Genomic DNA, 19,395 nt, shown 5'->3' with positions numbered 1-19,395 from the left:
TTATTAGAATAAAGGTGGTACCGCGGAAATATTTCGTCCTTATTTGAAATATTTTGCGGTTTAATAAAAAATACAAAGTCAGACTCCTCAAAGTATACGAGGAGTCTTTTTTTTCTAATAATTTTGATGAAGTTTAGTTTATAAAATAGTAAAGGAGAATCATTATGTCAGAAATGTCAACGAAATATAATCCACAAGAAGTTGAAAAAAATAGATATCAATGGTGGTTAGAAAAAGAGGTTTTTAAGGCAAATAATAAAAGTAAAAAAAATCAATACACTATAGTTATTCCACCACCAAACGTTACTGGGAAATTGCATATAGGACATGCTTGGGATACAACGTTACAAGATATGTTAACACGTTATAAACGTTTGAAAGGATTTGATGTGTTGTATCTTCCGGGTATGGATCATGCAGGAATATCAACTCAAGCTAAAGTTGAAGCAAAATTACGTGAAGATGGTATTTTACGTCACGATATAGGACGTGAAAAGTTTTTGGAAAAAGCTTGGGAATGGAAAGAAGAATATGCTAGCTATATTCGTGAGCAATGGGCAAAAATGGGACTAGGTCTAGACTATTCACGAGAGAGATTTACACTTGATAAAGGTTTGAATGATGCTGTAACTAAAATATTTGTTGACCACTATAATAAAGGGATAATTTATCGTGGAGAGCGAATTATTAATTGGGATCCAGCTCAACGCACAGCATTATCAAATATAGAAGTTATTTATGAAGATGTAGAAGGGGCGTTTTATCATTTAAAATATTTCTTAGCTGATGGAAGCGGAGATTATTTAGAAGTAGCAACAACTAGACCAGAAACTATCTTTGGAGATACAGCTGTAGCTGTCAACCCAAAAGATGAAAGATATAAAAAATATATAGGTAAGAAAGTTTTATTACCAGTATTAAATAAAGAAATTCCAGTAATAGCAGATGATTATGTAGAAATGGATTTTGGAAGTGGAGTAGTTAAGATTACACCAGCACATGATCCTAATGATTTTGAAGTAGGTAATAGACATAATCTTGAAAGTATTATTGTTATGGATGAAGGTGCAATAATGAATGACTATGCTGATAAATATGCTGGTCAAGATAGATTTGAATGTAGAAAAAATCTAATAAAAGATTTACAAGATGAAGGAATATGTTTTAAAGTAGAAAAACATGTACATTCTGTAGGACATTCAGAAAGAAGTGGAGCAGTAGTCGAGCCTTACTTGTCAAAACAATGGTTTGTAAATATGCAACCATTAGCAGATAAATCTTTGGATAATCAGAAAGATGAAGATAAAAAAGTTAACTTTCACCCTCAACGCTTTGAAAGTACATTTAGCGGTTGGATGGAAAATATTCAAGATTGGTGTATTTCTAGACAGCTTTGGTGGGGCCATAGAATACCCGCATGGTATCATAATGAAACAGGAGATATATATGTAGGAGTAAATCCTCCAAAAGATATAGAAAATTACACACAAGATGAAGATGTTTTAGATACGTGGTATTCATCAGCCTTATGGCCTTTTTCAACGTTAGGTTGGCCTAATGAAGATAGTGAAGATTACAAACGTTATTTCCCAACTGATTGTTTAGTAACAGGGTATGATATTATATTCTTCTGGGTGGCACGTATGATTTTCCAAGGTTTAGAGTTTACTGGAGAACGTCCATTCAAGGATACTTTGATACATGGTTTAGTACGTGATGAACAAGGACGTAAAATGAGTAAATCTTTAGGAAATGGTGTAGATCCTATGGAAGTCATAGATAAATATGGAGCAGATAGCTTACGTTATTTCTTAGCAACTAACTCTACCCCGGGGCAAGATTTACGATATTCTACAGAAAAAATAGAAGCTAGTTGGAATTTTATAAATAAAATTTGGAATGCTTCTAGATTTGTTATTATGAATTTAGGAGATATGTCTTATGAAGATATATATTTATCAGGAGAAAAAAGTCATGCTGATAAATATATATTAACTAGACTAGCAGAAACTATACGAGATTATGAACGTTTATTTGAAAAATATGAATTTGGAGAAGCTTCTAGAATTCTTTATAATTTTATTTGGGAAGAGTATTGTTCTTGGTATATAGAAATTGCTAAGATTGCACTAAATGGTGATGATGAAGAGAAAAAACAAACTACAAAATCAATATTAGTATATGTTTTAGATGCTTCATTGAAAATGTTACATCCATTTATGCCTTTTGTTACAGAAGAAATATGGCAAAATTTACCGCACGTTGGAGAAAGTATTGTAACTTCAGAATTTGTTGAAATAAATGAAGACTTAATTTTTGAAGAAGCAACAGAAGCTATGAAGCTTATTCAAGATGTTATTGTAGCTGTTCGTAACATACGTAGCGAAGTAAATGCACCTATGTCTAGAGAGATACCAATAAAAATAAAATATGCTAAAGAAGAAATTAAAGATGCACTGACTTCTTGTTCTGCGTATTTAGAAAAATTTGCTAAGCCTAGTGAGTTAATTATTGAAAAGGAAATTGAGGTAAGTGATACAGATATAAGTAGAATTTTACCAGGATTAGAAATATATGTTTCATTGGCAGATTTAATTGATATTGAAAAAGAAAAAGAGCGTCTAAATAAAGAGCTTGATAAGTTGAGAAAAGAAATTGAGCGTGTAGATAAAAAATTATCTAATGAACGATTTGTAGCATCAGCTCCAAAGGATATTGTAGAAAAAGAACAAGATAAAAAAGCATTATATGAAGAACAATATGAGAATGTGGTAAATAGATTAGACTCTTTAAATAAAATTAAATAATTTTTCTTAATATATGTTTATTAAATAATAGTTATTACAACAAAAAGAAATCTGAAGTTTTTATACTTCAGATTTCTTTTTATTTATTTTTTTCATAGTTTCTGGGAATGTAAAGATGAAAATAACATAACTACAGCTAGCCAAAATATAAAACATAATAGATGTATTATAGCCGTAATTTTGTAGAATTATACTCCATAAGAAGTTAAATATAGTATATATTGCGTATCCAAAAGCCCAAAATACTCCAAACATAATAGTTAATTTTTGTGAAGAGACTTCTGGTAATTCGTAAGGGTAGTTTAGATATACAGGGTATTGTGAATACATAAAGAACCCAGAAATTGCAAATAGTGAGTATGCTAAATTAGGGTTATAATAAACTACCTGAAGACCAATGAACATAGAAGAAATCATTAAAATACCGTGAGCAATTAAGAACGGCTTTCTTCTAAATCGTAATTTACTAAAGAACATACTAACAATAGTACCTATAATACCACCTAGAGTTACTGATAGAATCATAAATTCTGGTTTGAAATTTCCACCCACAGCTTGAGCTACTTTATTAGGTAAAGAAACTAGTGGCATAACATATAAGAATAAGAATCCACCGAAACCTAATGCGAAGAAATAAATAAATTTATCTTTGAATGCATCTTTGTAAGTATAAGACTTGTTACTTTTAGTAGTGCTAGAGTTTTCTAGTGATTCTAAATATAATTTTTGGACGAAATAGTTAGGTGTTTTCCAAGTTACAGTTGGTTTGAAATCTTCTGCAATAATAGTCCAAGTAACTAACAGTACTATACTAAATATACTAAATCCTATCATAGTGTAGCGCCAATTACTGATAAACATATCTTTGAAAATATAGAACAAGATAGCTACTAAGGCGGCTCCAAAGTTGTATGCTGCAGTAGTTAATGCACTTGTAATAATTCTTTTATCTTTTGATACAAATTTAGCCACGAATGTATTTATAAAAACTATAATCATTGATCCACCAAATGCCATAATCATTCTAGCAAATGTATATAGCCAGTAATTAGGACTAAATATAGCTACAAAAGAAAATGATAAACAAATTAATGCGAAAATAACAGCTTTTCTAGGATTCAATTTTATTAGAATATAAGCGGCTAGTAAATTTGATATAATTCTAGCTATTGTAATTGTGTAGTTAACTACTTCAGAAATTATCGGGGAAACTTCTTTTCCGTTAAAATAGTAGTGTGTAATTTGTTTGGATAAATTAGATCCAGCTACCCAGTTAGTAGCAAATACAACATATGCAAAAAGTAATAAGACAAACATAAATATTCCTTTTGTCTTAGAAGGCATACTAGTAATTTGATTGTTCATAAATAAATCCTTTCTAATAAATATAAAAATGAAAATAAGAAAATGATTTTAATTTCTTTATATTCAGTTAATATAAATATATCTAGTTTATAGAATAATTATTATATTATCTTATATTGAAAATATAATCAATATTAAATTTCAAACTTTCATAAAGAAAATGTTTACTTTATCATATAATTATAAAATTAATTTGATGAAATGTGGATAATAGCACTATATATATGTTATAATTATTTAGTGATAAACTTAACATAAATTAAGAAAGGAGATAATATGTCAAAACTATTAGAAGATCTTAGATATAGAGGGTTAATTTATCAGCAAACTGATGAAGAAAATATATCAAAATTACTTGAAACGGAGAGTGTTTCTATTTATTGTGGAACAGATCCAACTGGAGATTCTCTTCACGTAGGTCATTTATTACCTTTTTTAACATTAAAGAGATTTGAACAATATGGCCATAAACCTGTAATATTAGTAGGAGGAGGAACTGGTGTAATAGGGGATCCTTCTGGAAGAAGTGAGGAACGTCAGTTACAAACATTAGACATTATAGAAAGTAATTCTAGAAAATTAGAAAATCAATTGAGAAATATTTTCCGTGATGGCAAAGAAATTCAATTTGTTAACAATGCAGATTGGTTAGGTAAACTGTCTATGTTGGAGTTTTTACGTGATTATGGAAAATTAGTTAATATTAATTATTTATTAGCTAAAGATTCAATATCTTCACGTCTTGATTCAGGATTGTCTTTTACAGAATTTAGTTATACTATACTACAAGGTATAGATTACGCTTATTTGAACAAAGAATATGGTGTGAAGATGCAATTAGGTGGTTCTGATCAATGGGGTAATATTACAACTGGATTAGAAATAATGCGTAAATTACGTGGAGACGTAGAAGCTTACGGAATGACTATTCCTCTTATGTTAAAGTCTGATGGTACTAAATTTGGAAAATCTACAGGAGGTGCTGTTTGGTTAGATCCAGAAAAAACAACACCGTATGAATTTTATCAATTTTGGTTTAATACATCTGACGCAGATGTTGTTTCTACTCTGAAGAAATTTACATTTTTAGACAAAGAAGAAATAGAAAGTCTAGCAAAGAGTGTTGAAGACGAACCTCATCTAAGAAAAGCACAAAAAAAACTTGCTGAAGAAATGGTTAAAATAGTACACGGAGAAGAAGCTCTTAACAGTGCTTTAAATATAACAGAAGCACTATTTTCTGGTGATATTAAGGGACTTAGTAGTTTGGAGTTAGAACAAGCTGTAAAAGGTATGCCTAGCTCTAAAGTAAGCATTAGTAATGAAAATATAGTGGAGTTTTTGATACAAACAAAATTAGTGTCATCAAAACGTCAAGCTAGAGAAGATATTAATAATGGAGCTATTTATATAAATGGTGAGAAAATTACTGATTTAGATTATGTTATAGACGGTAAAGACAAGTTACAAAATAAATATACAGTTTTACGTAGAGGGAAAAAGAAATATTTATTAGTTGAGTATAATTAGTATTTTAGAAGGGAAGCAAGGTACTATGAATTTAAAAGAGCAAGTAGGGTATAAGGCGGTAGATTTTGTAAAAGATGGAATGATTGTAGGTTTAGGAACAGGGTCTACGGTATATTATTTTATTCATGCTATTGCAGAAAAAGTAAAAAATGGTCTGAAAGTAGAGCTAGTGTCTACATCTATACAAAGTATAGAGCTAGCCAAAAGTTTAGGTCTAGTTGTGAAAAATTTAGAAGAAGTAGATCGTATAGATGTTACAGTAGATGGCGTAGATGAGATTGATAAAAATTTTAATGCTATAAAAGGTGGCGGAGCAGCACTTTTTAGAGAAAAAATTGTAGCAGATATAACGGATACTGTAGTTTGGATTTATGATGAAACAAAAGATGTTGAAAAATTAGGTGGATTTAATTTGCCAGTTGAAATTTTACCTTTTGGATATAGTCATACAATTCGTAAAATGAAAGAACAAGGTCTAAATCCTGTTCTAAGAATTAAAGATAATGAAGTTCTTATAACTGACAATAATAATTATATAGTTGATTTACACTTAGGTTATGGTTTTGATATAGAAGATGTAAAAAATAAGCTATCAAACATAGTAGGGGTATTGGAGCATGGTTTATTTTTGAATATGTGTAAATACTGTATAAAAGGAACGTCAGAAGGACCAGTTTTAATAACTAACTATAGCAAATAAAATATAATATAATAAAAATAACTCATTTATTAAGTTATAAATAAATATTTTCAAAATGATATAATTTGTAAAAATTAAACTTTAATAAGTCATATTATTTTTGAAAATATTTTTTACTCTGGTAATTTGATGTATTATTGATTTATGTTTAGATTTTTTCACAAATAATATTTAATAGTTTTAATTAATAATTAACAGAAAAAATGTAATTGTATTCATTATAAAAGTAATTTTTTAAATATATTTAAACTAAATTTTAGTTGTTTAAAGTACAATAATATAAGAATTATTTATATGTAAAATTTGGAGGTAGTATATATGAAATTGTTATTGGCAGAGGACGAATATGAATTAGCTGAAGCGTTAGAAATGATGCTAAAGCATAATAATTATTCAGTAGATACTGTTCATAATGGGAAGGACGCATTAGATTATTTATTATTAGATGATTATGATGGTGCTATTTTAGATGTTATGATGCCGGAGATGGATGGAATATCGGTGGTTAAAAAGCTAAGGGAATCAAAAAAACATACACCGGTGTTATTGTTGACGGCAAAATCTGAAGTAGAAGATAAGGTAGAAGGGCTTGACAGTGGTGCAGATGACTATTTAACGAAGCCATTCTCTACAAAAGAGTTATTAGCTAGGGTACGTTCTATGACAAGAAGACAAGCAACGTTTACTAGTAACGAATTGGAGTTTGGAAATGTTAAGTTAAATAAACTAACTTTCGAGCTTTCTACAAAAACAGATAGTTTTAGACTTTCAAATAAAGAGTTTCAAATTATGGAAATGCTTATTCGTAATCCTTGGAATGTAATTCCTACGGAGAATTTTTTGGAAAAAATATGGGGTTATGATAGTGACTCAGAAATAAATGTTGTCTGGGTTAATATTTCTTATTTGAGAAGAAAATTAAAAGCATTGAATGCTAATATACAAATTAAAGCAACTAGAAATGTGGGGTACACATTGGAGGAAATAGATGATTAAATCTCTAAAAAAGAAATTTATCCTAATATCAGTATTTACAACAACTTTTGTTATTGCACTGGTATTTTTTATTATAAACATAATATATTATACTAATATTACTAATCAAAATGATGAAGTATTAAATAAAATCAAAAATGATGATAATATATTAATCAATTTATTAGAAGAATATTCAGTAAATAGCAAAAAGGGAATATTGTCAACGGATAAACTTTTTTTTAACGCCGTTTTTGTTGCAGAATTAGATGAGAATAAAAACATAATACATATTTATAATCGAGGTAACTTGTTAGAGGCGAAAAATTCTCAATTAGTTGTAGAAAAAGCTATATCACGAAAACACGATAAAGGGTATGTAGACTACTATAAATATACTTATGCTACTAAAAGTTATGGGAATTTTGTAATTTTTGTTGATTGCGAACGTGAGTTAGTAATGTTTTTTGATTTTCTCAAAAATAGTATTATTATAGCGTTAATAATTATAGGTGCGGTTTCTATTTTAGTTACGGTATTATCGCAAAAAATAATAGCTCCTATAGAAGAAAATTACCAAAAACAAAAACAATTTATAACAGATGCTAGTCATGAACTAAAAACGCCGTTAACTATTATCGGTTCTAATGCTGATGTTTTAGAAATGGAGAACGGTAAGTCTAAATGGATAAGCAATATTCATAATCAGATAGAAAGACTTACTCATTTAATTAATAGTTTGGTGGCTTTTAGTAGAGTAGAAGAAAGAGATAGTATAGAAAAAACACAATTTTCTATGACAGATTTAGTAAAATCTAGGGTAGAAGATTTTGAAGAGATGGCCAGCTTTAATTTTAAAGAAATAGAGGCTACTATTGAAGAAGATGTTTATTATGTGGGAGAGGAGCAGACTATAGTTCAAGTAATAGATATATTACTAGATAATGCTATAAAGTATGCTGATAAGGATAGCAAAATATCTTTATCCTTATATAATACCAAAAAGTTTGTATATTTATTTGTGAAAAATAATGCACAAGGCGTAAAACAAGGGGATTTAAGTAAAGTTTTTGATAGATTTTATCGTTTGGATGAATCTCGTAATAGTAAGATAAAAGGCTATGGTATAGGTTTATCTTTGGCGAATTTAATAGTAAAAAAACACAATTCTTATGCTTTTGCATATGCTCCAAAAGATAATGAATTTGTTGTTGAAATAAGATTTAATAAAAACGGTAAAAGATAATATAATTAATAAAAAAGTTATAGCAATAATTATTGCTATAACTTTTTTATTAAAATGCTTTTTTGGCTACATTATTTAATTTGTTGTCTATGAAATCTTTTATTTTACTGTTAGTTAATGCTTTTTGAACAGCTTTTACCATTTCTGTATCTTTATTATCTTCACGTGCAACTAGAGATACGGCATAAGTAAGATCTCCAGTTTTTTCTACTATTAAAGCATCTTTTTCTGGGCTAAGACCTATTTTTGTGATATATGCAGGATAATTGAATACTAAATCTTTTTCGTTATAAGCTTCATTTAGATTTAGTAGTGATATTGGAGAGAATTTTAGATTTTTGTTGTTTTCTGATATATCGTCTACAGTAACAGAGAAACTATTAGGATCTTTTAATGTTATTACTTTGTGTTCTGCAAGTAATCTTAAAGCTCTAGTCATATTAGTAGGATCAGAAGGTATAGCTACATCTGCTCCATCTTTTAGATCATTTATATTTTTAATATCCTTAGAGTAAAATCCAACTACTGCATCATATATTGGTTGAACTTGTACTAAATTAGCGTTGTTTCCTTCGTTAAACATTTGCATAAAAAGTTTATGTTGGAAGAAGTTTGCATCTACTTCTTTGTTTTTCAAAGCTACATTAGCTTGTACATTATCAGATACTTTAACTATTTCAAGTTTATACCCTTCTTTATCTAAATCATCTTTTATTAATTCTAGCATATCTGTCATAGGTGCTGTATGTGAAGCTACCTTAACTACAGTTTTTTCTTTTTTTGTTTCTAAATTAGATGAGCAACCAGTTATTAATAATACCAATGCTACGACACTTGCGAAAATTGACAATGTTTTTTTCATTTTTATACTCCTATTTTTTTAAAATTTTGTTTGCTACGAAGTAGCCTAAGTTTTGAATAATGTAGACGTAAATTATAAATATAATCACTACTAGGTACATAAGAGGATAATCGTATTCTTGATATCCATATCTATATGCAAACTCTCCTAGACCTCCTGCGCCAATAACTCCCATAACTGTTGAATAAGAAAGAACACTTATCGTAACTGACGTAAATGATAATATTAAATCAACTTTTATATACGGGATAAAAAAGTATCTAATTATTTGTATTTTCGATGCGCCCATACTTACTGCTCTATCTACAATCTTTGTAGGTATATTTAGCAAAGCTTGTTCAACAAAGCGTGAGTACAAACTGACTGAAACTAATGTTAGAGGTAAAATTGCTGCTATGTTTCCAAATGATGTATTAAATATAAAACGATTAACTGGTATCAATATAAAAATAAATATTAAGAATGGAACACTTCTAATGGTATTTAATAATATACTTAGTATTTGATATGCTAAAGGTTTATTTAATAAATATTGTTTTTTGAAAGAAAATAGTAAAATTCCTAGAGGAATTGCTAATATTATGCAGAGAAACATTGATGTAAACAACATAAAGTTAGTTTCCCAAAAAGCTTCTACAATTTTTTCGAAATTACGTTCTATTAATTTAATCATATAATAAAAAATCCTTAACGTGTTTTATGTAATTTTCTTCATAATGGTTACTTTTACTATTTATAGGTTTTATTATATCTTTGATAGTAGAATTTTCAATAATTAATACTTTATCACAAAAATTTTTTAGTATAGATAGATTGTGTGAAATGAGTAATATAGATATATCTGTAGTATTTTTTAATTTAATAAGCAAATCAAAAATTTCTTTTTCGCTATTAGAGTCAAGTGCCGAACTTATTTCATCACATAATAAAACTTCTGGATTTTGTAACAATGACATAGCTATGGCTACCTTTTGTTGTTGTCCACCACTAATATTTCTACAAAGAGTATTTTTTAGATTGGAAATTCCCATAAAGTTTAATATTTTGTCTATTTCCAACGTATTTACTTTTTGTCTATTAACTTTGTATACTAACGATAGATTGTAAAAAACAGTTTCTCCTTCCAAAAGATTAGCATTTTGAAATATGTATGAAACATTTTTTCTCATTTTTCTAAGCTCATCATCATTCATATCTTTTAATTTTTTATCTTTGTAAAATATATGCCCGCTATCATAAGATATTAACCCGTTTATCATTTTTAGAATTGTACTTTTACCTGTTCCGTTTTTCCCTATAATACCAATAATTTCTTTTTTTTGTATATTAAAAGAAATATTATTAAGTTTAAAGTCAGAATTTTGATACTTTTTTGATACATTTTTTAGTGAAATAATCATAATTAACCTCCGTATAAAATATATCATTTTTTTTTGTGAAAAACAACAAAAACACATCTGTTATATCTATATTTATTAATAACGTTTATAATTTTAAGTTGTGTTTGAAAACGAATGATAAATCTGTTATATTAATCAAGTCAAAATCTGTAATATATTTTTGGGAGTTTATCGAATATGAAATTTACAATTTTAGTAAACTAAAGTATAATAGTATTATCTTAAAGAGTAATGGTGAGATATTATGAAAAAATTAACAATAGTTGAAATTGCAAAAATGGCAGGAGTAGGAACTACTACAGTTTCTCGTTATTTTAATGGTGGTAGTTTGAAGAAAGAAACTAGTAATAAGATAAAGAGAGTAGTAGAAAAATATAATTATACACCTAATACATTTGCGAAAGCATTAAAAAGTACAGAAAGTAAGATTATAGGGATTATCGTGCCTACCTTATCATCATATGTGAGTAGTAGAACTTTGATGTACATAGATCAGAAATTAAAAAATAATAATTATGAAACTTTAATAATGAATGCTAGTTTCAGTAAAAAATTACAACTAGAGTATTTGAAAAAATTAGCCAGATTGAATGTGGATGGTATAATTTTATTACCTACAACAATGAGTAGAGAATTTGAGAGCGTAATAAGAAGTATAGATATTCCAGTAGTTATTTTAGGTCAGGAAGGTGAGTATACTTATAGTGTTGAATACAATGATTTTAATGCTGGAAGAGATATTGCAAATTTTGTTATGGCTTCGGGTCATACAAAGATTGCATATTTAGGTGTAGGAGAAGATGATGTTGCAGTAGGAATTTATCGAAAATTAGGAGTATTAAACGCCCTGAAGAAATACGATTTACCTGTTATGCAATTAACAACAACTTTTAATACAAAAGATAGCTATAAGAAAGTAAAAGAAAATATACATTTACTTAAAAACAATACGTGTATAATATGTGCAACTGATAATATTGCTTATGGAGCTATAAGAGCGCTAGAAGAAAATGGCTTTGTAGTAGGGGAAAATTATTCAGTAGCAGGATTTGGAAATTATGAATCTTCCTCTTTACTTAAATTTCCATTAACAACTATAGAGTTTGATATTGAAGACGCTGCCAATAAGACTGTCGAGACAATCTTAAAAATAATAAAAAAAGAAGAAGCAGAATTGAAAATATTAATAGGCTATGATTTAAAAATAAGAAGTAGTGTTGTTGATTTAAATTGTAAAATAAAATAATTTTTATTTATCATAAAAATTTTGTATTGACATTTATATTTTTGTCTGCTATACTTAATTTGAATAAATATTAATGAAAAAGGAGAAACAATAATGTATATAGTTATAAGTATTTCACAATTGAATACTCGTTGGCAAAGCCACTAGATACAGGTTGTTTCTATTTTTAATCGTAGATACAGCCTTACACTTGTTTGTAAAGATGTATCTACGTGGTATAAAAATTACAGGTCACGTAGACATCATATCTACGTGACTTATATTTTTTCGTTTATAAGTCACTTAATCATTAAGTGGCTTATTTTATTTTTTAAAGGAGGTTTTATTATGAACAATAGAGGAAAGGTTTTTACTATAGTATTAATATTTTGTTTAATTTTTGGATATATCGTTGAAAATAGAAACAACAATGAAGAAGTTAAACAACGCACAGATGTCAAAGTAGGAGTTTTACAACTATTAAGCCATCCAGCCCTCGACAGTATCTATAAGGGGTTTGAAGATGAGATGAAAAATCAAGGGTATGAAGTAGGTAAGAATTTAAAATTAGATTTACAAAATGCTCAAGGAGATCAAAGTAATCTAGCAACTATGAGTGAGAAATTAGTTTCAGAAAAAAATGATGTTATAGTAGCTATAACTACACCATCAGCACTATCACTTTCTAATGTTACAAAAGACATACCTATAATTATGGGTGGTGTTACTTATCCAGTTGAGGCAGGATTAATCAAAAGTGAAGAAAAACCTGGAACAAATGTTACTGGTGTAAGTGATAGAACCCCTCTAGATCAACAATTATCTTTAATGAAAGATATTTTACCTAATATGAAGAAACTAGGCATAATATATACTTCTAGCGAAGATAATTCCATGAAACAAGCAGAGCAAGCTAAGGAATTAGCAGAAAGTTTAGGTCTAGAAGTAGTAGTTAAGACGATATCTAATACTAATGATATTCAACAAGTTACAGAAGTATTAGCAAGTTCTGTTGATGCTATATATGTACCTATTGATAATACAGTAGCTAGTGCAATGAGTACAGTAGTAAAAATAACAGATAGTTATAAAGTTCCAGTGTTTCCATCTGCAGATACTATGGTAAAAGATGGAGGTGTACTTGCTATAGGAGTTGATCAATATAATATAGGAGTAGAAACTGCAAAAGTTGTTGTAGATATATTAAAGGGACAAGAAGCGGCAAATAAATCTATAGTATTTGCAAATGAAGGAATAATTTATTTGAATGAAGAAAAAGCTAAAGAGCTTAATATTATTATTCCAGAACATATAAAAAATAAAGCACAAGTTATAAATTAGATAGGAGGTATATTATGGACATTATAATATCAGCTATTTCACAAGGAATTTTATGGGGTATAGTATCTTTGGGGCTTTTCATAAGTTTTCGTATTTTAAATATTGCAGATATGACAACAGAGGGGAGCTTCCCGTTAGGAGCATCTGTAACAGTTGTAGCTATTTTGAATGGTGTTAATCCTTATGTAGCAATATTTCTAGCTATGTTGTTTGGAATGTTAGCTGGCTTAGTTACAGGTATTCTAATTACTGTTTGTAAAATTCCTAGCTTACTTGCAGGTATTTTAACTATGACTGCATTATTATCTATAAATTTAAGAATAATGGGACGTCCTAACTTAAATATTTTAAACAAAGATACAGTATTTTCATCTTTGGATAAATTAAATATACCTAATAATTTTTCTATTATAATTTTAGGAATATTAGTAACAACATTATTAATTTTTATAATATTAATTTTCTTCAAAACAGAATTGGGACAAAGTTTAATAGCTACTGGTGATAATGAAAAGATGGCTATATCTTTTGGGATATCTACCAAAGCTATGACAATATTAGGTCTTATGATTTCTAATGGTATAATAGCTTTTGCTGGAGGATTATTAGCACAAAATAACGGATTTGCAGATGTTAACAGTGGTCTAGGTGTTATAGTTATAGCATTAGCTGCTATTATTATAGGAGAAGTAGTATTTGGAGAATCTACATTTGTAGAAAGGTTAATATATACTATTTATGGAGCTATAATATATAGATTATTATTAGTAGGAGTTTTGAAATTGCAAATTATAGAGGCTAATGATTTCAAGTTAGTTTCGGCATTAATTATTGCAGTATTTTTAACACTCCCACAATTTAAATTTACTTTGTTTAATCGTAAAAAGGAGAGATAATTATGAGTTTTATAAAATTAAATAATGTAGATAAGACGTTTTTTCCTAATAGTGTAAGAGAGCATCATGCATTAAAAAATGTTAGTCTTGATATAAAAAAAGGAGACTTTATAACAGTTATAGGAGGAAATGGAGCAGGGAAATCTACTCTACTAAATGCAATTGCAGGTAGCTTTTCTCTTGATAGCGGGAGTATTGTTATTAATGGAGTTGATGTGACAAAAACTGTTGAACATAAGAGAGCAAAATATATAAGTAGAGTTTTTCAAAATCCTATGCAAGGAACTGCACCAAGAATGACAGTTGCTGAAAATATGGCGTTATCTTACAGTCGTGTTGGTAAAAAATTCTTTAAATTTAGTTTAACAAAAAATCGTAAAACATATTTTAAAGAACAATTATTAACTTTAAATTTGGGATTAGAAGATAGATTGGATAGTGAAATGGGTGTTTTATCTGGCGGTCAAAGACAGGCTATTTCATTACTTATGGCAACTATGCAAACACCTAAACTATTACTTCTTGATGAACATACAGCCGCACTTGATCCGAAAACTCAACAAATTATTATGGAAATAACTGATAAAGTAGTAAAAGAAAAAGAAATTACTACGCTTATGATAACACATAATATTAATGATGCTCTTAAATATGGAAATAGATTAATTGTTTTAAATCAAGGTGAAATTGTCAAAGATATAAAAAATGAAGATAAAGAAAAGTTGACTGCTATAGACATTTTTAATATGCTAGATAATTTTTAATTTTGCTAAAGATAATAATATATTCTAAATATGTTATTATCTTTTTTATATATTAATATATAAGATATGTTTGTAAATAAAAAGTATATAATATATAATTGATATAATTAATGTTTGTGAGGTAAGTTATGCGTATAACTATTGTATGTGTAGGTAAAATAAAAGAAAAATTTTATCGTGATGCATTAAAAGAATATGAAAAAAGATTAGGAACTTATGTAAAATTAAATATTATTGAAATCAACGATGAAAAAGTTAAAGTAGAAAATGACTCAGAGATTAAAATTGCTATGAATAAAGAGGGAGAAAATATACTTTCTAAAATTAAAGATAGTCAATATGTAATAACCCTAGAAATATTAGGTAAAGTTTTCTCTAGCGAAGAGTTAGCTAAGGAAATTAATAATCTTGCTATTCGAGGAAATAGTGATGTTGTTTTTGTAATTGGTGGTAGTTATGGTTTGTCAGATTCAGTAAAGTGTAGAAGCAATCTGTCGTTATCTTTTAGTAAAATGACATTTCCCCATCAATTAATGAGAGTTATTTTGTTAGAGCAGGTTTATAGAAGTTATAGAATTATTAACAATCAAAGTTATCACAAATAAGGAGTTGTTTATATGAATATATATTTAGAAAAAATGGATAATTATATATTAAATAAAAAGAAAAAACCTACACCTAGTCAGTGGCAGGCTATATCTTTGAGTGGTTGTGATATTTTAGTTTCTGCAGCTGCGGGAAGTGGGAAAACAGAAGTATTGTCTGAACGTATATCTCGCAAAATAGCTAACAGTAGATGGGATATAAATAGATTGTTAATCTTAACTTTTACTAAAGCTGCGGCAGAAAATATGACGGAGAGAATTGAAAATAAAATAGAAGAAAAACTATCTATTACGGGAAAAAAGGAAGATATTGAGTTTTTAAAAAGACAAAGATTACTCATGGGAGAATCACAGATAAGTACAATTGATAGTTTTTGCTCGAATGTATTAAGAAAGTTTTATTATTTGGTAGAAGAAAATATAAAAGATCAAACTATTTATCTATCTCCTAATTTTAAAGTTTTAACTGATAATACTAATCTACTTCAAAAATCAATAGATTATGTTTTAGAAGATTTTGCTAATAGAGATGAAGAGGAATTTAGTATATTTTTTAATGAATATTTTACTAAATATGGAGATAGCTTAACAAAATTTTTGAATAATATTTATAAGAAACTTTTGAATATTGTTAACTATAGAGATTATATAGAATATAAATTGATAAAAAATATAGAATATTGTTTAGGAGATATTGATTACAAAAAAATATATACCTTATTAGAGGGTATTAGTATAGATAGTGTAGATTCTAACTTTGAAATTGTAATAAAAGCTGTTAAATTATATCAAAAAGAATTGTCAAAATTAAATGATATAACTAATTTATTAAATGATTTTGAAGATAATGATAATATATCTGAGTATAATATGATATATATTAAAAAAATATTTGATTCTCTTGATATTAATGAAGACATTGGTAGTAATGTAGTTGTAACTAATGAATATTTAGAAAATATATTAGCTAATATGAAAGAGTATAACAGTACAAAAAGTAATGATTTATTAAGTAAACTTTATAATCAATTATCTGAACTGAGAATTATTTTGAAAAATTTAATGACTACTCAAGTATATGCAAAATATTTAAAGAGAATATTATTGGCCATAGATGATGAATTTATTTTAAGGAAAAGAAAAGATAGTTATTTAGATTTTTCTGATTTAAGTCATTTAACAATAAAAGCTTTAGAAAAAGAAATAAATGGTAAAAAGGTATGTACAGAAGCTGCTTTATATTATAAAAATTTATTTTTGGAAATTTATGTTGATGAATATCAAGATAATAATGATTTGCAAGAATATATATTAAATTTAATAAGAGGAGATAATAGTACATTTTTTAGAGTTGGCGATGTTAAACAATCTATATATGGTTTCAGAGGATCTAATCCTGAACTTTTTGAAGAAAAATATCGTAAATATAATAAAATAACTGATTATATTTCAGACGATATCTATGATGTTTCTAAAGATTATAAAATTGATTATTCTGGAGAAGGAATATGTGTTATTTTAAAAGAGAATTTTAGAAGTGAGGAAAACATTTTAAAAACTAGCAATTTTATTTTCAATAGATTAATGTATGAAAATAATGCAGGAATTAGCTATACTTTAGATAATGCATTATACTATCCTAAAGTAAAACCGAAAGGAAATTCGACTATACCTACTTATTTGATATCGTCTAATGAAAAGGGAGTAACTGATGAACAGTTAGTCCATAATATAGCCAAGGAAATTTTATATATTTTAGAAACTAGCGAGGATGATATAAAATTTAATGACTTTGCTATACTATTTAGAAATGCAACGGGTGACTTTGTAAGCAATATAAAAAGTATTATTGAACAATATGGTATTTCTGTAAATTATAGAGATAACGATGTTTTTAAAAATTCACATAGTGTTAATATTATTTTGAATTTATTGAAATTTATAGATAATCAAGAAAGAGATATTAATTTATTAATTTTACTAAGAAGTGCTATCTTTAATTATTCTAACGATGAATTGCTAGCTTTATCTATGCAATCAGGAAAAAATTTATTTAAAAAAATAAGTAAATCTAGCAAGATCAAAGATATAAATACTGCTAACTTATTGAAAAAGTGGATAAACTATAGTTTAAATAATTCAGTTATAGATACTATTAAACAGATAGTTATAGATACTAATTTTATTGAATATTTAACTACATTTGAGGTGAATGACTTAGAAGTTGAATATTATGAGAATTTACTTACTATAATATTAGAAGCTAGTAAAAATAATGGTAATCTTAGTTATGTTATTGAATATTTAGAGTATACTTTAAGTAGTGATATATCCATTGAAGGAAAACATACGGATAACAGTGTATTATGTATGAGTGTTCATAAATCAAAAGGATTAGAATATAAATATGTATTTTTGGTAGGATTGGATAAAGATTTAAATACAAATTGGTATAAACAACCTATATTTTCAAAAGAGTTTGGGCTGGCTATAAAATCAGAACATTCGAACTTAGCTAAATTATATGATATAGTTTTTAATTTTATACATAAGAAAAATATTGAAGAAGAAATTAGAATTTTATATGTTGCTTTTACTAGAGCTGAAAAAGGTTTATATTTAGTATCGAGAAATATGAATTTAGGTACAGAGTTTTCTAATGATGAAAATGATAAAAATCATATAATAAACAAAGCAATAAAAGTAAAAAAATACGGAGAATTATTGAATATTGTTTTAGAATATTACGAAAGAGAATATCTAGAAAATATTAATAATATAACTGAACAGGGTGCTATATTTGACTACAAAGAATTAATAGAAATTCCTACAGTTTTTGAAAAACATAATTTACAAGTAGAAGACTATTCTATATTTGATAAAGATTATATTGAAGATAATGGAGAAAATATTATTTTTATCGAAAATCCAGAAGACTTTAATAAAAGGATATATCCAGCTAAAACCTCTTATAGTGCTTTAAAAAATAATAGCGTAAAAAATAATAGTAACGAATATTTAAAATTGAAAAGTTTAACTAAGAATAACAATGCTTTACTTAGGGGAAATATAGTTCATAAGCTATTTGAACGCTTAATTTCAGATATAAAAGTAGGGTTAATTATTAATGATTTAGTAAACTATTTGAAAGATTTAGTACAGACAGATAATTTATTTATTAATGTAAAAGACAAAAGAATTTTGACAAAAGAAGAGTTTGACTTTATTAATAATGAACAAGATTTATATTTTATTAATAAGTTTTTAGAAAATAAAATTCTTATTAATCTCATAAATAATTCTGTAGCTATAGAAACTGAAATATCATTTACTACATATATCTCTAATACAGATATAGAAAATATAAAGAATAATAAAGCTGAGAAATTTGAAATTGATGGTGGAGAAACAAAAACTATTCTTCAAGGAGTAGTTGATTTACTTATTAAACTAGATGATAATAATTATGTAGTTGTTGACTATAAGACAGATAATTTGAAATTAGCAAAAGAATTTAAAGAAAGACATAAAAATCAACTTCTTGTATATTCTAATGCTATTAGTAATTTTTATGGAGATAATATAAATATAGAGAAGTATATATATTCGTACACTTTGGGAGAATTAATAAGAGTACAATAAAAACTATATTTTATGAAAAAAGCTAACTAATATATAC

The 19,395-nt window shown here is 27.1% G+C and carries 15 protein-coding genes and 1 other annotated feature (1 of these 16 only partly in view); of the genes, 11 read left to right on the top strand and 4 right to left on the bottom strand.

What is annotated here, in order from left to right:
- Window positions 1-44 (top strand) — a binding site (T-box leader); it begins 170 nt to the left of the window's first position.
- 120 nt (window positions 45-164) lie between these two features.
- Complete coding sequence (locus HZY83_RS05995) at window positions 165-2,807, top strand: valine--tRNA ligase (protein ID WP_179943148.1); 2,643 nt, start codon at window positions 165-167, stop codon at window positions 2,805-2,807.
- Window positions 2,808-2,867: 60 nt separating this feature from the next.
- Here the strand turns inward: HZY83_RS05995 and HZY83_RS05990 are convergent, their stop codons facing one another.
- Window positions 2,868-4,172: an MFS transporter gene (locus tag HZY83_RS05990; RefSeq protein WP_228098467.1), complete on the bottom strand. Its 1,305-nt coding sequence runs from the start codon at window positions 4,170-4,172 to the stop codon at window positions 2,868-2,870.
- Between the two features lie 276 nt (window positions 4,173-4,448).
- Between HZY83_RS05990 and tyrS the strand changes: the two genes are divergently transcribed.
- From tyrS to HZY83_RS05970, 4 genes are all read left to right on the top strand, one after another.
- Window positions 4,449-5,702 carry a tyrosine--tRNA ligase gene (gene tyrS / locus HZY83_RS05985; protein ID WP_179943147.1) on the top strand — a complete coding sequence of 418 codons (1,254 nt, stop codon included), beginning with the start codon at window positions 4,449-4,451 and terminating at the stop codon, window positions 5,700-5,702.
- 25 nt (window positions 5,703-5,727) lie between these two features.
- A complete protein-coding gene (gene rpiA, locus HZY83_RS05980) occupies window positions 5,728-6,402 on the top strand; it encodes a ribose-5-phosphate isomerase RpiA (RefSeq protein WP_179943146.1) in 675 nt (224 codons plus the stop codon).
- A gap of 318 nt (window positions 6,403-6,720) precedes the next feature.
- Window positions 6,721-7,398, top strand: coding sequence for a response regulator transcription factor (locus tag HZY83_RS05975; protein ID WP_179943145.1), 678 nt, complete (start codon window positions 6,721-6,723; stop codon window positions 7,396-7,398).
- Window positions 7,391-8,623, top strand: a complete 1,233-nt coding sequence (locus HZY83_RS05970; protein WP_179943144.1) for a sensor histidine kinase — start codon at window positions 7,391-7,393, stop codon at window positions 8,621-8,623. The genes HZY83_RS05975 and HZY83_RS05970 overlap by 8 nt, the downstream gene beginning before the upstream one ends.
- Before the next feature lie 49 nt (window positions 8,624-8,672).
- On the opposite strand, the gene HZY83_RS05965 is transcribed toward HZY83_RS05970, so the two are convergent.
- Genes HZY83_RS05965 through HZY83_RS05955 form a run of 3 tightly spaced genes read right to left on the bottom strand, consistent with a single transcriptional unit; the run spans window position 8,673 to window position 10,885 of the window.
- Window positions 8,673-9,485: a MetQ/NlpA family ABC transporter substrate-binding protein gene (locus HZY83_RS05965; protein ID WP_179943143.1), complete on the bottom strand. Its 813-nt coding sequence runs from the start codon at window positions 9,483-9,485 to the stop codon at window positions 8,673-8,675.
- 10 nt (window positions 9,486-9,495) lie between these two features.
- Entirely contained in the window at window positions 9,496-10,158 is a 663-nt protein-coding gene (locus HZY83_RS05960) for a methionine ABC transporter permease (protein ID WP_179943142.1), read from the bottom strand.
- The gene (locus HZY83_RS05955) at window positions 10,151-10,885 is read right to left on the bottom strand and encodes an ATP-binding cassette domain-containing protein (RefSeq protein ID WP_179943141.1); all 735 of its coding nucleotides are present in this window, start codon (window positions 10,883-10,885) and stop codon (window positions 10,151-10,153) included. The genes HZY83_RS05960 and HZY83_RS05955 overlap by 8 nt, the downstream gene beginning before the upstream one ends.
- A 244-nt stretch (window positions 10,886-11,129) precedes the next feature.
- Between HZY83_RS05955 and HZY83_RS05950 the strand changes: the two genes are divergently transcribed.
- The 6 genes from HZY83_RS05950 to HZY83_RS05925 all read left to right on the top strand — a co-directional run bounded on the left by HZY83_RS05950 (window position 11,130) and on the right by HZY83_RS05925 (window position 19,358).
- Complete coding sequence (locus tag HZY83_RS05950; RefSeq protein WP_179943140.1) at window positions 11,130-12,131, top strand: LacI family DNA-binding transcriptional regulator; 1,002 nt, start codon at window positions 11,130-11,132, stop codon at window positions 12,129-12,131.
- Window positions 12,132-12,458: 327 nt separating this feature from the next.
- The gene (trpX, locus tag HZY83_RS05945) at window positions 12,459-13,451 is read left to right on the top strand and encodes a tryptophan ABC transporter substrate-binding protein (protein ID WP_179943139.1); all 993 of its coding nucleotides are present in this window, start codon (window positions 12,459-12,461) and stop codon (window positions 13,449-13,451) included.
- A gap of 14 nt (window positions 13,452-13,465) precedes the next feature.
- On the top strand, window positions 13,466-14,347 hold the full coding sequence (locus HZY83_RS05940; protein ID WP_179943138.1) for an ABC transporter permease: 882 nt from the start codon (window positions 13,466-13,468) through the stop codon (window positions 14,345-14,347).
- Window positions 14,348-14,349: 2 nt separating this feature from the next.
- On the top strand, window positions 14,350-15,111 hold the full coding sequence (locus HZY83_RS05935) for an ABC transporter ATP-binding protein (protein WP_179943137.1): 762 nt from the start codon (window positions 14,350-14,352) through the stop codon (window positions 15,109-15,111).
- Window positions 15,112-15,239: 128 nt separating this feature from the next.
- On the top strand, window positions 15,240-15,716 hold the full coding sequence (gene rlmH / locus HZY83_RS05930) for a 23S rRNA (pseudouridine(1915)-N(3))-methyltransferase RlmH (protein WP_179943136.1): 477 nt from the start codon (window positions 15,240-15,242) through the stop codon (window positions 15,714-15,716).
- Window positions 15,717-15,728: 12 nt separating this feature from the next.
- Window positions 15,729-19,358 (top strand): UvrD-helicase domain-containing protein, encoded by a 3,630-nt coding sequence (locus tag HZY83_RS05925; protein WP_179943135.1) that lies wholly within the window; start codon window positions 15,729-15,731, stop codon window positions 19,356-19,358.
- Window positions 19,359-19,395 lie beyond the last annotated feature (37 nt).

It is taken from the genome of Gemella sp. GH3, from assembly GCF_013415425.1.
Classification (GTDB): domain Bacteria; phylum Bacillota; class Bacilli; order Staphylococcales; family Gemellaceae; genus Gemelliphila.
The sequence above is the reverse complement of the archived record's forward strand: the minus strand, read 5'-3'. Positions and strand labels throughout refer to the sequence as shown.